Consider the following 15,392-nt stretch of genomic DNA (forward strand, 5'->3'; position numbering starts at 1 on the left):
AAAGCGTGATTTTTCCAGAGCAAAATTTAGCAAGTACAAATAAACATCACGACAAACAAAATAAATGGCTACGCGTTGCTAGTATCTCATTAGCTGTTATTGCGCTATTTGGCTTTTCAATTTCTTGGTACTTTAGTTTTGCATGGAATAGTAATCTAATTGCAGAAACTGAAGAGGCTATTTCGACATATCAAGAGCTTGATTCAGCGTCATTTGATCGAAATAACTTAGTGGTTTTAAATGATAGGTTAAACGCGCTGAGAAATTTACCAGCAAGTGCGCCATTTTTAATGGACTCGGAAGAGTCACCATCATTTGGTTTTAATAAATTAAATGAAATTAAAGCATCTTCTGTTAATGCTTACGATCGCTCTTTACAAACTTATTTAGAACCATTTATCAGCAATACCCTTATAAAAGAAATGGCAGCCCATCCAGAGCACCTTAGTTATTTATATGAGACTTTGAAGTGTTATTTAATGCTATTTCAACCAGAGTATTTTGAAAGTGAAGACATTACAGCATGGTTTGATGCTTACTTAGAAAGAAGCCTTCCGGGTGATAAGAGTATTCAAATTAGAGATGAATTAATGGGTCATATTTCAGCTTTGTTGAACAAAGGTATTAATCAAACTGATGTTGATAACCAAGCTGTACGAACTGCACGCGCTGAATTAACTAAGTTGCCTATAGCAGAAAGAGCTTATCAACGTCTGCAAGCTGACTTTCTTAATAGTAGTATTCCGCCGTTTAGATTAACCGATATTATTAGTTTTGAAAGCGCGCAAAAATTTACGTTTCGTAATAATGGTGAGCTAACTAGAAATATCCCTGGGTTGTACACATTTAATGGATTTCACGGTATTTTTAACGTTGAAAAAAGTAAAATGTTAGGTAATTTAATGGCCAGTAGTTGGGTGTATGGTGAAGAAGCATCAGGCACTTACGATATTTCAAAAGATGAAATAGAAAAGAAATTAGAGCAGCGTTATTTTCAAGACTATATTCATTATTGGCAGTCGTTCTTAGATGACTTAAGTCTTAATCAATATAGCTCACCGGCAGAGGGCGTTAATATTACGGATGTATTAGCGGGTTCAGAAGCGCCAATTAAAAATATTATTACTGCAGTTCAAAAGAATGTTCAGCTGACAAAACTACCGGTATCGGAAAATCAAAAAGCAGCAGGTAAACTGGCTGCTAATGCTGCTGAAATTGCAATACAAGCGAAAGCAAATAGGATCAAGCGATTTTTACCTGACGAAGCGCCTAAGTTCGACATAAAGTTGCCAGGTTACCAAGTCGAAGAAGCATTTGAAGATGTGATAAACATTGATTCTCAACAGCTCGATAATATTCAGAAAAATCTGCGAGAGCTTAATATTTATTTAACCAAGCTCGATCGAGGCGATCAGCTTAAGTATTCAATAAAAGATCAAATTAGTGGTAAGAGTAAACCAAGCTTTATACGTCAATTAGAGTTTCAAAGTCGAGATTTACCTTATCCATTTAATAGCTGGTTATTAGATATAAGCAGAGACACTAGTAATATCACCAAAAATAGTGCAAACAGGCACCTGAACGAAATTTGGAAAAGCAAAGTTTTAAGAGAATACAATGCTGCGATTGTGGGAAGGTACCCTTTCTCTCCACAGGCAGATAAAGAAGTAAATATGAAAGACTTTGCTCGCTTTTTTGGACCAGGTGGAACCATTGATAGCTTTTTCAATAGCTATGTTGCGCCTAGCGTTGATATAAGCTCAAGTCCATGGAAGTTTGAAAAAGACATTGGTATTAGCAGTGAAACATTAAAAATGTTTGAACATGCTTATCAAATCCAAACCGCTTTTTTTGATGGTGGAAGTAATACCCCTCGAATAGAGTTTGGTTTACGAACATTTAAACTGGATAAAACAGTGTCTAGCCTTATGATAGAAATTGATGGACAGTCAATGACTTACCGACATGGTCCATTAAAAGTAACAAATTTCATTTGGCCTGGAGCATCTGGTCAAAGTAAAACAAGAGTGGTGTTTACGCCTCCAAATGGTGGCCGCTCAATTAACACAACTTACCAGGGTGAATGGTCACTTTATAGAATGCTTGATGAGCTTAGCGAAAAAAGAAGCCAAACTCGTAACGATCTAGAGCTGCACTTTTCAATTATGGGAAATAATGCAAAAGTCGAATTGTTGCCTAAATCAATCAGACATCCATTTTGGAATACAAGCGTAGAGAAGTTTTCATGTCCGACACGATTATAAATATAGGTTATCTTGGTAAAGTGCCCTCTTTAGGGGACTTTGTTCAAGATAACGTTTCTAAGGCATTTTCTGAGCATTGGGAGCAATGGTTACAAGCAGCCATTGCTGTTAGTAAGGAGCAGCTAGGAGAAGCATGGCAGGATAATTACTTGGTAGCGCCTGTCTGGCACTTTGCCTTGAGCCCTAATATAGTTGGCGACAACGGGGTTATGGGAACCATAATACCGAGTATGGATGCGGTTGGAAGGCATTATCCTTTTACTCTATTGAGTGAGACGCAAAGTGACCCTATTGCTATATTAAACTCAGGTGTGTTTTCTTTAGAGTATGAAGATGTGGTTTTAAAAGTATTAGAGGGCTCGGTTGATCTTTTTTCGTGGAGAAAAGAGGTCACCCAAACGCTTAATATAATGACGGCTGAAAAAAGCAGGTCAGCTATTCTCATTCACCCGATAAAAACAAAGCGGGTGAGGCGTTTGAATTTTCAGGTACTGAGCTGTCAGATAATGTTTTAGAAGATGCAATGCATGCCATATTACATAAGAAACATGGTGATTATAGCGTTTGGTGGACACATGGTTCATTTAACATCAAACCAATGGTGCTTATTACATCTGCACTACCTCCTGTAAATCAAGTTGCAGCCATGTTAGATGGTAGGTGGAAACATTGGGAATGGAATTATACGCAGGTAAAAAATAGTGATTAGTAAATTTTGTACAAGTTATGCCATTACCCACCGAGGTGTTGTTAGGCAACTAAATGAAGATGCCCATGTAGAAATTAATAGTCATAACCTGTGGGTTGTTGCTGATGGCATGGGAGGCCATGAAGCCGGTGAAGTCGCAAGCCAGTTAGTTGTTGATGTTATTAGGACAAAAGTTCAAGAGCTTGAATTAGATGTTTTAAGTATTTCTCATATTGTGGGGGCGATTGAAGAAGCAAATAGACAGCTCAGTGAATACAGTGCTTCTTATCTAGATAATAAAACGGCGGGTAGTACGGTTACTGCGTTATTTTTAAAAGATGGGAACTACCATATTTTATGGGCTGGTGATAGCCGAGCCTACTTATTACGTGATGGTGAGCTTCAGCAGATATCAAGAGATCATAGCCAAGTAAATGACTTGATTGATGAAGGGGTTATTTCTGTTGAAGAAGCGAAAAATCATCCTCTATCTAATGTAATAACACGCGCAGTTGGTGTTATGGAAAATGTAAAAGTGGATGTTATTAAAGATAAAATAAGAACCGGTGATATATTTTTACTTTGTTCTGATGGGCTAACTGGAGAATTATCTGATGACGATATATGCATGTCTTTAGAACCAAATAGTATTATTGATTCGGGTATGGCACTAATGCACTCTTCTTTAGTTCGAGGTGCAAGAGATAATGTGACATGTATTTTAATTAAATATGATGAAACAAAAGATAATCAAGATATTAATGCTATTAATAATATGGATGAGGCGACGATTCCTTTATTTACTAAATAACATATTGATTATTTTAAATAAGATTGTTTTAAATTATTTAAATGATGTTATTTGAAAGTATACTAAAAATTGATTGTTTATATATTGGCAATAATGAATTTTTAAACACAATTGTAACTAAGCTTGTATTTTAATATAAAGAATGTAATATAAAATCCGCTCCGCTTTATTGGAGTTTTATGGATAATTATTAGGACAATGGAATGTTTTTATTAGATGAATATATCTCCCCTATTTCAGACACTGAGATTGCAGGTATTGATCCCCGCTCAGATGTCTCTCCTACGTCTACATATTATGCTTTAAAAGATTTGAGAAATCAGCTCAGAGCGGCTGAAAGAAATGCATTGGTTGATGAGCAAGGTATCTCCTCTTTGTCGCGAGACTGGTTACCTCTCCTTGAGCAATGTAGCAAAGCAATAAAAACCGAAAGCAAAGATATTGAATATTTGGCATGGCTAATTGAAGCAATGTGTCGTATTTACGGCTTTAAAGGCTTGGCGTTTGGCTTTAAAGTTGCTCACAACCTAATTGAAAATCACTTTGACGATTTATACCCTACACTCGACTCAGATGATGAAATTTGGGATAAAGTATCAGCACTAGTAGGGTTAAATGGCTCTGCGGGTGAAGGTACGTTGATCATACCAATAAAGAGTATTTACTTAACTGATAGTGTAAGTATGAATTCTTATTCTTTTTGGGAATATCAACAAGGATATGATGTTTCTCGTTTGAGTGATGATAAAAGAGAGAAAAAATTACTCAAGGTGCAGTTGACTTCGAATTAATAGAAAAAAGTGCGGCAGAAACCAGTACTGATTTTTTTGTCTCTCTAAAGTTAGATATTGAAGAAGCGATTGAGCAATTTTCCACGCTTAGTGAAGTCATGGACAGAGTGACAGGTCAACCACAGCCGACTTCTAATATAAAACAGGCACTTGAAGTGAGTTTGGCGGCACTAAAACACGTTGCTGCAGATAAGCTTGAAGCGGCAGAACAAGCACTAGCTCAAAAGAATGCTAGTGAAAATGTTGAGCTAGAAACTGAGAACGATGCGGGAGTCGAAGGCGTAGTTGAAAAAACGAATAGCAATGAGATTAACTCTAGAGAAAATGCAATAAGTAAACTAAAAGAAATAGCCACATTCTTTAGAAAAACAGAGCCTCACTCGCCGATGTCGTACACGATAGAACAAGTAATTCGATGGAGCGAATTATCGCTACCTGAGTTATTAAATGAACTAATTACAGATAGTGATGCTAGGACTGGGTACTTTAAGTTGTCTGGCATTAAAATCAGCGAAACTGAAACATAAGTAAAAGGAGTTCTCAATGAGTATCCATGATAAATTAAAACGAGTTCGTAAGCCTAGAGTACATATCACTTATGATGTGGAAACTGAAGGCGCAGCGGTTAAAAAAGAATTACCATTTGTTGTTGGTGTGATGGGGGACTTTTCAGGAGATAATGCTGATGCCTTAAAGCCACTTAAAGACAGACGATTTATACAAATAGATCGCGACAACTTTAATGATGTTTTAAAGCGTATGAGTCCTTCTCTGAATTTATTAGTCGACAATACATTAAATGATGAAGGTTCTCAGTTTGAAGTTAAGCTTAACTTTAAATCGATTGATGACTTTGAGCCAGCAGCTGTTGTAAATCAGGTTGAACCATTACGTAAATTAATGGAAACACGTAATAAACTACGCGACCTAATGACTAAAATTGACCGCTCAGAAGAACTTGAAAATGTATTAGAAGAAGTACTTAGTAATACCGCAAGTTTAGACTCTATCGCTAAAGAGCTTAAATTAGAGGAGACTGAAAAATGAGTACAGAGCAACTAAGTACAGAATTAGAGTCAACGACTGAAGTGAGTTCATCTTTACTTGAACAAGCTATTGGTGCAACTAAGCAAACAGATGCGAGTCGCGCAGAAGAGTTACTTAAAACACTGACTGAAGAAGCCTTGAAAGGGACAGTCCAGTGGAATAAAAACATGACTGTGACGTTTAATGAAGCAATTCAATTAATCGATCAAAAAATATCAAAGCAGCTAAGTGTTGTTATGCACAGTGATGAATTTCAAAAGCTTGAAGGTTCATGGCGTGGATTACATCACCTAGTGATGAACTCAGAAACAAGTGGCACACTTAAAATCCGTGTTTTAAATATGAAGAAAAAAGAGCTTCATAAAGATTTAAGTAAAGCGGTTGAATTTGATCAAAGCCAGACGTTTAAGAAAATATACGAAGCTGAATTTGGCACACCAGGTGGTGAACCTTACGGCACAATCGTTGGCGATTTCGAATTTACTAATCATCCTGAAGATGTTGAAGCACTTAGTTTAATGTCTAATGTTGCAGCTGCAGGCTTCTGTCCATTTATTGCGGCATCGTCGCCATCATTATTTGGTTTCGATAACTGGGAAGAATTGACAAAACCTCGCGATTTAGAAAAAGTCTTTGAATCATTAGAGTATACAAAATGGCGCTCATTTAGAGACAGTGACGATTCACGTTTTGTATCTTTAACAATGCCTCGTTTCTTATCTCGTCTGCCGTACGGTGCTGCTTCGAAGCCAGTGGAAGAGTTTAACTACGAAGAGTTTGAAGTTGAGCCTAAAGATGGTCGTTCGGTCAGTACTGAAAATAAAGACTATTGCTGGAGCAACGCAGCGTACGCTATGGCAACAAATATGACAAAAGCTTTTGCTCAATACGGCTTTTGTACTGCTATTCGTGGTGCTGAAGGTGGCGGTAAAGTAGAAGGCCTACCAACACATATTTTCACTAGTGATGACGGCGACCCAGATCTAAAATGTCCGACTGAAATTGGTATAACAGATCGTCGCGAAGCAGAGCTAAGCAAATTAGGATTTTTACCACTTTGTCATTATAAAAATACTGATTACGCTGTGTTTTTTGGTGGCCAAAGTTGTCAAAAACCACAAATTTACTCTACACCAGATGCGACTGCTAATGCTGCAATTTCAGCTCGATTACCATACTTAATGGCGACGTCTCGTTTTGCGCATTACTTAAAAGTGATGGCTCGTGACAAAATTGGTAGCTTTATGGAAGCAGAAGACGTTGAATCTTGGTTAAATCGTTGGATACTATCTTACGTTAATGCGACAGAGGGCGGTGGTCAAGATATTAGAGCACGTTACCCTTTAGCTGATGCAAAAGTATCGGTTAAAGAAATTCCAGGTCAACCTGGTGCTTACAATGCTGTTGCCTGGTTAAAACCTTGGTTACAAATGGAAGAGCTTACTTCTTCTTTACGCCTTGTAGCTAAAATTCCTGAGATTGGTTAACTAACCTCTCTCTAGCGTTAAGGATAATGCATTAGAATGAATCATGAAGAGTTTTCATTTATAAATCAAGACTTCACTTTTCAACAAAAGTCGCAGTCTCGAATAAGTGATAATGAAGCTTTGCTTGATAGGTTTTTAAACGAAAAAAACCTAGATAAAGCATTATTATTATGGCTTGAAGGCTCTTCTGATTCACCTATTTCATGGAATAAGGAGTCTTTAGGTCCCTATCTACAACGTATTATAGTTGAGCTTGATCAGCTGATATCTAAACAACTAAATATAATTATTCATGACAAACGCTTTCAAAAATTAGAAGCTAGCTGGCGTAATATGTGGTGGCTTTTATTGCAGAGCGAGCAATACGATAAAGAAAATAAAGTAAAAGTAAAAGTATTAAACTGTAATTGGATGACCTTATCTAAGGATGTAAATAAAGCGATTGATTTTGATCAAAGCATGTTTTTCCAATTATTATATCAAAGCGAGTTTGATAGTGCCGGGGGAGAACCTTTTGGGGTTGTTATTGGCGATTACGAAATAACAAATACCTTTTCTGAAGGAACGACTTACAACGATATTGATACAATAAAAGAGATATCAAGAACGGCGGCTGCCGCTTTTTCTCCTTTCATCTGTTGTGCTTCACCCAATTTATTTGGCGCTGATAGTTTTTCTGACTTAGGTTATTACTCCGATCTTTTTAATCATTTTGAACAGCCTGAATATGCAAAGTGGCAGAGCTTTAGAAAGATGGAAGAGTCGCGATTTATCGGCTTTACATTACCGCATGTCCTCGTTAGGCCACCTTATAGTAATGACGGAAAACGCCATCAAGATTTTTATTTTAAAGAGCAAATTGTTGACCCTGAAACAGATATGCTTTGGGGAAATGCTTCTTTCCAGTTCGTATCAACAATAATAAGAGCTTACTGTGAGAGTGGCTGGTTTGGTCATATTCGTGGCATTGAACCAGGGAAAGTTTCAAAAGGGTTAGTGACAGGGCTAGCACGAGACAATTTTGCTAATGATACATATCAAAAAGAGGCTAAACCGCCTTTGAATTTATTGGTAACAAGTAAGTTTGAGAAACAGTTTTCTGAGCTTGGTTTTATTCCTGCTTCATCGGTTACAAATACAGAACATATTGTTTTTTATAGTAATGCGTCTGTTCAAAAAGCAAAAAATTATGACTCAAGTGCTGCAAATATAAATGCGCGTTTATCTTCAATGCTGCAGTATATATTGTGTGTTTCTCGTTTTGCGCACTATTTAAAATTATTAGCACGTGATCGCGTAGGCTCATACAGTACTGCGCAAGCATGTGAAAGAGATTTACAGGCTTGGGTAAATAACTATACCACAGCATCAGATTCAGCTTCTGAGCAAATCAGAAGCAAATACCCATTAAGTAATGCAAAGATAAAAGTTAGTGAAAATAAGGCTAATCCAGGGCATTACTTTTCTGTTTTGCAGTTACAACCACACTTTCAATTAGATCAAATGGTTTCTAGCATTAAATTAATAACTGAGCTTAGTCCTCACCATAAAATAAAGGAATAGTAATGAAAAAAATACATAGCTTAATTCGTGAGGGGAAACTCACTGATGCATTGTCATGCTGCGCAACAGAATTGCAAGATGAACCTTTAAACTTTGATATTAGAAGTATTTACGCAGAGCTACTTTGTATTAATGGTGAACTTGAAAAAGCAGATAAACAATTAGATTTTATGGTTCAAAAGAACCCAGAATTTGCCGTTGGTGCGGTCAACCTTCGTCACTTAATTCGTGCGCAGCAGTCGAGAGTTGATTTTTATCAAGGCAATGGAATTCCTAAACTGTTTCATGATGCAGATGAACTCGACACTTTATTTTTAAAAATGCATGTTGCTTTACTCGAAAATGAAGTTAATGAAGCCGCTGAGTTAGCCCTAAAAATGGAAGCGCTTAGAGCTACAATATCACAAGATGATTCAACTGGAATTCGAGATCTTGATGATACCTTGGGCCCATATTTAGAAGTGTTAGGTACAAATGGCGAGTTTTATTTAGCCAATTTTAATGAAATAGAAACATTAAGAGTACAGCCTAATGAATCATTACTTGAAAGTATTTGGTTACGAGTGGAAATAACAATTAAAGATGGCCCATCAGGTACAGCTCATTTACCGCTTGTTTATGCAAATTCAAACAGCGACATTGAAAAGTTAGGGCAAGTGTCTGATTGGGAAGAACTTAAAGACGAGTTTATTATCGGTAAAGGAATGAAAATGCTATTTGTTAATGACGAGGCAATCACTATTCCTAACTTAAAAATAAACGCACTCGAAACTGCCTAATTTATATTTGAATAATCATGATTGAACATAAGCAACAGCTTCAAGCATCAATTATCGATAAACTTATCGATGATGAGCCCGACTTTCAAGATGCACCTTCTCGCACCGAAGGGATAACGATTAGTGAACTCAGAAAAAATGTGCGAAGAGACATAGAAGCGTTGCTTAATGCGCGAATTCAATGGCATACATGGCCATCACAATATGATGAATTAGCAACATCTTGCTTATCATATGGGCTTCCTGACTTTTCGAGTATGTCAGTAAGCTCTCATGAAGGACGAACATTATTGTGTGAGACGGTCAGAGATACGATTTTAAAATTTGAACCACGATTTCTTGAGGTTGAGGTGTTTACTGATGAAGAAGTGCCAATTAATAGAGTACTTAATTTGCGAATAAATGCGCTTTTGTATGCTGATCCCGAGCCTGAATTCATCAGTTTTGATTCTGAAGTTGAGCCAGTTAACTTAGGCATGAAAATTATTGAGGCATCTTTATGAACGATGAATTATTAAAGTATTATAATCGTGAATTAGCATTTGTGCGCCATTTAGGTAAAGACTTTGCTGATAAATATCCTAAGGTTGCGGGGCGATTAAAGCTTAGTGAAGATCATATTGAAGACCCTCATGTATCGAGACTAATAGAATCCTTTGCTTTTTTAACCGCCAATATTAGACAAAAGTTAGACGATAGTTTCCCTGAACTAACGGATGCCTTACTGGGTCAGATGCTGCCAGACTATCAAGCACCAATACCATCAATGTCGATAGTTAAGTTAGAAGCCGAAAACCTATCTACCACGGGTATTGTGATCCCTAGAGCGAGTGAAGTAGAAACAAATGTTGAATCTATGAAGCAATGTAAGTTTCAAACCTGCTATGAAACTTACTTATGGCCTATAGAAATAACAAGCGCTCAGTTTGACAACAGCCCATTTGTTGCGCCTAAACCGAGGTGGCATGAAAAAGCAAAATCAATATTTAAACTTGAGTTAACTGGTGAATACAAAGGTGTGTCGCTGGCAGAAACAGGACTTGAGAAACTACGTATATTCATCAATGGTCAATGGCACCATACGTTAAAAGTGTATGAATTACTTTTTAAGCATTGTATTGGAGTTGCGATTGATAATGGCGAAGAAGGGATTAAGTACGTATCAAAAGATCAACTTAAAGCTGTTGGTTTCGACGCAAACGAAGCCGTTGTTCCTTATTCACAGCGCTCTTCTTCCGGTTATCGTTTATTAGTTGAAAATTTTACTTTCCCAGAGAAGTTTAGATTTTTTGAGTTACAAGGAATTAAGTCGTCACTGCCTAAAAAGTCTAATCAATGTACTTTGTATTTTTACTTAGATACAGAATCAGCTGAGCTTGAAAAACAAGTTGATAAAAATATGTTTTTACTTGGTTGTACGCCAATTATTAATCTATTTGAGCAAGAGCTAGAGCCAATACGACCAGAAATAAGTGAATACGAGTATAAATTAACACCCCGCTATATGGACTCAGAAATATCTGAGGTGATTGGCCTTTGTGAAGTAATTGCTTTTGATCATAAAGGGAATAAGCAGATTGTATCCCCTTTTTACGGACAAACGCACCCTAAATACCAGGGGCATGAAGACTTGTTCTGGCACATACGAAGAGAAACTGCATCTTGGGCCGGTGGTTATGTTGAATCAGGAACTGAGACATTTTTATCACTTGTAGATGCGACGTTTGAAAACAGTGCAATGGAATACGGTGAGGGAAATACTGTATTAACTGTTCGTGCAAATTGCAGTAACCGAAATTTACCTGCAAGTATGCCTTTTGGCGATGATGAGCTTGGGCTACTTATGCCTGAACGTGGTGATGTAATTAAAAAAATCCGCTGTTTAATCCCTTTTACGCATGCAGTTAGGCCAATTTTAGCTGACGCAACAAGGTGGCAATTAGTTAATCATTTAACACTAGATGCTTTTAGTGGTGATGATGCATGTGTCAAATTAAAAGAAGTCCTTCGTCTTTATGATTTTAGAGCTTCACCGCAGACAAAAGGCATGATTGACAATATCTACAGAGTATTAGTTACCTCTTCAACTGCACGAGTAGTACAAAGTGGTAGGGTGAGTTTTGCAACGGGTAGTGATATTGAAATTACCTTTGCTAATGATGACTTTTCTGGCAGCGGCATGTTTTTCTTTGCCTCTATTTTAGACCATTTTTTTGCACAATTTGCTGCAATTAACAGCTTTACGCGTGTTAGCCTCAGATTAAAAGAGCAAGAACAAATATATTATCAGTGGCCAGCTAGAGTGGGTGATAGTCCTCTTTTATGATTAAGCATATTATTTCTCAAGCATCGCAAATAGACTTTTATAAAGCCGTTTTCATAATAGAAAACCAGCTTAAAAAGGATGGCTTAGAGCACCGTCACGTAGGCTACGATAGTAACCCAAAGCACGAGCTTATTAAATTTACGGCAACTCAAAAGTTTGGTTACCCAGGTAACGCGATTACAAAATTAGAGGAAACAAGTTTTGAAGATGGCCTCCATAAAGTAAATATGCAGGTATCTTTTATGGGCTTAACAGGTTGCTCAGGTGCGCTACCACAATTTTACAGTGAATTGGTTATGCAACGCCTGAGATATAAAGACACCACTATGCGTGATTTTTACGACATGTTTAATCATCGCCTAATTTCTTTGTATTACAGAGCTTGGAAAAAATATAAACCATCACTGAATCATATAAATAAAGATAAGAATAAAGACCCATACACACAAATTTTAGGTTTGTTAAGTGGAGGTTACAACGAACATCAACTTCATTTTTCTGGTTTATATAGCCGAAAGATAAGAAATGCATCGGATCTAAAAAGCATTCTTACTTCTTATTTAGGGTGTGATGTTGCGATTAAACAAATGATTGGCCAGTGGCATGATCTTAAGCCTCAAGAGCAAACACGCCTAGCTAGTCAGGCACTCTTTGAAGGGCAACATGCACGCTTAGGTGTTGACACTGTGATTGGTAAGCAAATATGGGATGTTTCATCAAGCATTGAAATTCATATTTCTTCAGATGACCCCTCGAAAGCTAAATCGTTATTACCTAAAGGGTCTTTGTTTGAGCTTAGCAATAAAATTATAAAAGATTATGTCGGAAATTCAGTTCAATTTCGGTTAATTATTGAATCTGATTTTCATGAGTTAGAGGCGGTATCGCTTTCTAAAAATAATTGTCAACTAGGCGCTAATAGTTTTTTAGGCGCCGGTAAAAACACATTTAAAAATAAACCTACTAAGTTATCGTTTAAAGGATAATTAAAATTAAAAGGAATAGTGTATGTCTTCGATGACACTGAATAAGCTCGTTGAAAAATTGAGTCCCGACTGTAGAAAGAGCCTAGAAGCTGCTGTTGCAATTTGTAATAGCCGTAGTCATTTTACTGTTGAATTAGAGCATTGGTTACTTGCTATGATTGAACAAAAATTAGATGACGTTAGGCTTATATTTGGCTCATTCGATATTGATATTGATAGAGTTCAACAAGACTTAAATCAGTCGCTTGAATCATTAAAAACAGGTAGTGAGTCTTCACCTAGTTTATCCGTTCATGTGACTAGCTTATTAAAGCAATCGTGGTTAAGCACAAGTATAGAATTTACAGATAACCAAATTCGCAGTGCTTATGTTCTTTATACACTCACTAAAGACGATACACTTTCGAGCTTAGTGACTCGTTGCAGTAAGTTATTTAATAAAATTGAACCTGGGCAACTCTTGCATGCCTGGCCAGAAATAGTTGCCCAATCAGAAGAGCGAAACCATTCGGTACAAAGTGCAACTGCACAAACAAACTTAAGTTCTAAAACCCCTAGCCTTGACCAGTTTACTGTTGATTTAACGGCGCAAGCACTGGAAGGAAAAATTGATCCTATTTTAGGAAGAGATTTTGAAATTCGTCAAATGGTCGATATTTTAACAAGGCGTAGACAGAATAACCCTATTCTTACCGGTGAGGCCGGTGTTGGTAAAACGGCTGTTGTAGAGGGACTTGCACTTAGAATCGCACAAAAAGATGTACCCGCAGTGTTACAGAATGTGAAAATTCATAGCTTAGACTTAGCTTTGCTTCAAGCTGGGGCTGGTATGAAAGGTGAATTTGAAAATCGCTTAAAATCTTTAATTAATGAAGTGAAAAATGCGATTAATCCAGTAATTCTTTTTATTGATGAAGCGCACACTATGATAGGGAGTGGTGGTACCGCTGGTCAAAATGATGCTGCAAATTTATTAAAACCAGCACTCGCTCGAGGTGAATTACGTACAATCGCTGCGACAACATGGGCTGAGTATAAAAAGTTTTTGAAAAAGATGCCGCATTAACTCGTCGTTTTCAGGTTGTTAAAGTTGAAGAGCCAACACCAGAAAAAGCAGTGGCTATGTTACGCGGATTAGTGCCTGTAATGGAACGCCATCACAAAGTATTTATTTCTGAGCAAGCATTAGAGAGCGCTGTTCACTTATCTCATCGCTATATAACAGCAAGACAATTGCCAGATAAAGCGGTTGCATTGCTCGACACTGCTTGTGCGCGTGTTGCCATGAGCCAAGCATCGACCCCCAGTAATATAGAGCAACTTGTCAATAGATTAAGTGAGATTGAAACGCAAGTACAGATGCTAAACCGCGAACAAAAAACGGGGTTAGATCACTCAGAACAATTAGATACGCTAAAAGCTGAGTTAGTTGATATTGAAAAGCAACTTGAGCCATTAAATGAGCAATTTAAATTAGAAAAAGAGATTGTTACAGATCTCAACAAAGCACTCGAATCAATAAACTCCGAAGAGGATGAATCTTCAGCACAGATGCTTGAAAGGTTAAAAGAAAGTAAACATAAACTTGCCTCATACGAGCATAACATGGTGCATTGGCAAGTGGATGAAGAGTTGATTGCACAGGTTATCTCTGATTGGACGGGAATACCTGTAGGGAAAATGCATGAAGATGAAATTCATGGCATTTTAAACCTAGCAAGTCAAATGAAAGAGCGTGTAGTAGGACAAGATCATGCACTTGATTTAATCGCTAAGGTTGTACAAACGTCTCGTGCTCAACTAGCCGATGAAAGTCGACCAAATGGTATTTTCATGCTCGCTGGCCCAAGTGGTGTTGGTAAAACAGAAACAGCCTTATCACTTGCCCAAGAAGTGTATGGCAGCGAAGAAAATGTCACCATTATTAATATGTCTGAATTTAAAGAAGAGCATAAGGTGTCTTTATTGCTCGGCTCACCTCCTGGTTATGTCGGATATGGCGAAGGCGGTATTTTAACCGAAGCAGTAAGAAGGAAGCCCTACAGTGTTGTGCTGTTAGATGAAATGGAAAAAGCGCACCCAGGTGTTCAAGATATTTTTTATCAAGTGTTTGATAAAGGTACAATTAAAGATGGTGAAGGGCGTGACATCGATTTTAAAAATACAATTATTATTATGACTTCAAATGTGGGCACAGATACCACAATGAGCTTATTTGAAGATGAAGAGAGTAAACCAAGTATAAAAGGTTTATTAAAAGCATTACAAGACGATTTATTAGGCTCATTTAAACCTGCATTTTTAGGACGGATTAACGTAATTCCTTATATTCCATTGAGTGATAATATACTGACTGAAATCGCAGGGATTCAAATAGATAAAATAATTAAAAGAGTTAAAAAGAATTATGACGCAAAACTCACTTATAAAAGTGATGTTGTTGAGTATATTATTTCTAATTGTCAAAATGCAGGGTCGGGTGCAAGGAATATACATACGATTTTGCAAAATAAAGTATTACCTTTATTATCTGAAGTTTTATTATCTAGCATGGTAGATGGCAACAAAGTTAGTAGTATATTGTTGTTAATTAAAGATAATGAATTTGAAATTGAATTAAATTAAATTTATTTTTAATATAACTGATTAA

Annotated in this window: 12 protein-coding genes and 1 pseudogene; all 13 read left to right on the plus strand. The window is 37.0% G+C overall.

Going from position 1 to position 15,392, the window contains the following annotated elements:
• The first annotated feature begins 5 nt into the window (after window positions 1-5).
• The 13 genes and pseudogenes from tssM to tssH all read left to right on the plus strand — a co-directional run bounded on the left by tssM (window position 6) and on the right by tssH (window position 15,367).
• Entirely contained in the window at window positions 6-2,264 is a 2,259-nt protein-coding gene (gene tssM / locus P4S65_RS21465) for a type VI secretion system membrane subunit TssM (RefSeq protein ID WP_337121159.1), read from the plus strand.
• Window positions 2,246-2,779 (plus strand): type VI secretion system-associated protein TagF, encoded by a 534-nt coding sequence (tagF, locus tag P4S65_RS21470; protein ID WP_337121160.1) that lies wholly within the window; start codon window positions 2,246-2,248, stop codon window positions 2,777-2,779. Before tssM ends, tagF begins: the two co-directional genes overlap by 19 nt.
• Before the next feature lie 186 nt (window positions 2,780-2,965).
• Window positions 2,966-3,763 (plus strand): PP2C family protein-serine/threonine phosphatase, encoded by a 798-nt coding sequence (locus tag P4S65_RS21475; RefSeq protein WP_007377096.1) that lies wholly within the window; start codon window positions 2,966-2,968, stop codon window positions 3,761-3,763.
• A 203-nt stretch (window positions 3,764-3,966) separates the two neighbouring features.
• Window positions 3,967-4,554, plus strand: coding sequence for a type VI secretion system protein TssA (locus P4S65_RS21480; RefSeq protein ID WP_008137767.1), 588 nt, complete (start codon window positions 3,967-3,969; stop codon window positions 4,552-4,554).
• Between the two features lie 98 nt (window positions 4,555-4,652).
• Complete coding sequence (locus tag P4S65_RS21485) at window positions 4,653-5,081, plus strand: hypothetical protein (RefSeq protein ID WP_337121161.1); 429 nt, start codon at window positions 4,653-4,655, stop codon at window positions 5,079-5,081.
• Window positions 5,082-5,097: 16 nt separating this feature from the next.
• Window positions 5,098-5,601 carry a type VI secretion system contractile sheath small subunit gene (gene tssB / locus P4S65_RS21490; RefSeq protein ID WP_007377094.1) on the plus strand — a complete coding sequence of 168 codons (504 nt, stop codon included), beginning with the start codon at window positions 5,098-5,100 and terminating at the stop codon, window positions 5,599-5,601.
• Window positions 5,598-7,088 carry a type VI secretion system contractile sheath large subunit gene (tssC, locus tag P4S65_RS21495; protein ID WP_007377093.1) on the plus strand — a complete coding sequence of 497 codons (1,491 nt, stop codon included), beginning with the start codon at window positions 5,598-5,600 and terminating at the stop codon, window positions 7,086-7,088. The genes tssB and tssC (P4S65_RS21495) overlap by 4 nt, the downstream gene beginning before the upstream one ends.
• A 36-nt stretch (window positions 7,089-7,124) precedes the next feature.
• Window positions 7,125-8,651: a type VI secretion system contractile sheath large subunit gene (tssC, locus tag P4S65_RS21500; RefSeq protein ID WP_096794293.1), complete on the plus strand. Its 1,527-nt coding sequence runs from the start codon at window positions 7,125-7,127 to the stop codon at window positions 8,649-8,651.
• A 2-nt stretch (window positions 8,652-8,653) separates the two neighbouring features.
• A complete protein-coding gene (locus tag P4S65_RS21505; protein WP_007377091.1) occupies window positions 8,654-9,430 on the plus strand; it encodes a type VI secretion system accessory protein TagJ in 777 nt (258 codons plus the stop codon).
• Between the two features lie 17 nt (window positions 9,431-9,447).
• Window positions 9,448-9,933, plus strand: coding sequence for a type VI secretion system baseplate subunit TssE (tssE, locus tag P4S65_RS21510; RefSeq protein WP_096794294.1), 486 nt, complete (start codon window positions 9,448-9,450; stop codon window positions 9,931-9,933).
• Window positions 9,930-11,756 carry a type VI secretion system baseplate subunit TssF gene (gene tssF, locus P4S65_RS21515; protein WP_096794295.1) on the plus strand — a complete coding sequence of 609 codons (1,827 nt, stop codon included), beginning with the start codon at window positions 9,930-9,932 and terminating at the stop codon, window positions 11,754-11,756. Before tssE ends, tssF begins: the two co-directional genes overlap by 4 nt.
• On the plus strand, window positions 11,753-12,742 hold the full coding sequence (tssG, locus tag P4S65_RS21520; protein ID WP_033028453.1) for a type VI secretion system baseplate subunit TssG: 990 nt from the start codon (window positions 11,753-11,755) through the stop codon (window positions 12,740-12,742). Before tssF ends, tssG begins: the two co-directional genes overlap by 4 nt.
• A gap of 22 nt (window positions 12,743-12,764) precedes the next feature.
• A pseudogene (tssH, locus tag P4S65_RS21525) lies at window positions 12,765-15,367 on the plus strand (type VI secretion system ATPase TssH).
• The last annotated feature ends 25 nt before the right edge of the window (window positions 15,368-15,392 follow it).

Source organism: Pseudoalteromonas sp. B131b (genome assembly GCF_037162545.1).
Taxonomy (GTDB): Bacteria; Pseudomonadota; Gammaproteobacteria; order Enterobacterales; family Alteromonadaceae; genus Pseudoalteromonas; species Pseudoalteromonas fuliginea.

Coding starts and splice junctions, on each gene's coding strand:
- P4S65_RS21480 (WP_008137767.1), top strand. CDS start 3,967: ATGTTTTTATTAGATGAATATATCTCCCCTATTTCAGACACTGAGATT.
- tssG (WP_033028453.1), top strand. CDS start 11,753: ATGATTAAGCATATTATTTCTCAAGCATCGCAAATAGACTTTTATAAA.
- tssE (WP_096794294.1), top strand. CDS start 9,448: ATGATTGAACATAAGCAACAGCTTCAAGCATCAATTATCGATAAACTT.
- tagF (WP_337121160.1), top strand. CDS start 2,246: ATGTCCGACACGATTATAAATATAGGTTATCTTGGTAAAGTGCCCTCT.
- tssF (WP_096794295.1), top strand. CDS start 9,930: ATGAACGATGAATTATTAAAGTATTATAATCGTGAATTAGCATTTGTG.
- P4S65_RS21485 (WP_337121161.1), top strand. CDS start 4,653: ATGGACAGAGTGACAGGTCAACCACAGCCGACTTCTAATATAAAACAG.
- tssB (WP_007377094.1), top strand. CDS start 5,098: ATGAGTATCCATGATAAATTAAAACGAGTTCGTAAGCCTAGAGTACAT.
- P4S65_RS21505 (WP_007377091.1), top strand. CDS start 8,654: ATGAAAAAAATACATAGCTTAATTCGTGAGGGGAAACTCACTGATGCA.
- tssC (WP_096794293.1), top strand. CDS start 7,125: ATGAATCATGAAGAGTTTTCATTTATAAATCAAGACTTCACTTTTCAA.
- tssC (WP_007377093.1), top strand. CDS start 5,598: ATGAGTACAGAGCAACTAAGTACAGAATTAGAGTCAACGACTGAAGTG.